The organism is Luteimonas flava, assembly GCF_036584485.1.
Taxonomy (GTDB): Bacteria; Pseudomonadota; Gammaproteobacteria; order Xanthomonadales; family Xanthomonadaceae; genus Luteimonas; species Luteimonas flava.
This window is the reverse complement of record NZ_JAZHBM010000076.1, coordinates 1-282: the sequence shown is the minus strand read 5'-3', so window position 1 is coordinate 282 and position 282 is coordinate 1. Positions and strand designations below refer to the sequence as shown.

The following is a 282-nucleotide window of genomic DNA, read 5'->3' as shown; positions in this document are numbered from 1 at the left end:
CCGTGCACGGCATACTTTCTAAGAGTCACGTTCCTCGGGATTGGAGCGCAAACTGGGTGGTAAATTTCATCTCAAGCTAAATATGGGTTCGAAACCGATAGCAAACAAGTACCATGAGGGAAAGATGAAAAGGACTTTGAAAAGAGAGTTAAAAGTACTTGAAATCGTTAGAGAGGAAGCGGTTGGAATCAGTGATTGTTCGGGGCTGATTCGCGATCACAAGGTAGGTCCGCCGTGTCAGAAGAGTTTCCTCTTGGGGACCTTCTGGTATGGAAGATCTAT

Annotated in this window: 1 rRNA gene; it reads left to right on the top strand. The window is 45.7% G+C overall.

Going from position 1 to position 282, the window contains the following annotated elements:
* Positions 1–171, top strand: a 23S ribosomal RNA gene (locus V3391_RS17745); the annotation flags it as partial.
* Positions 172–282: the final 111 nt, after the last annotated feature.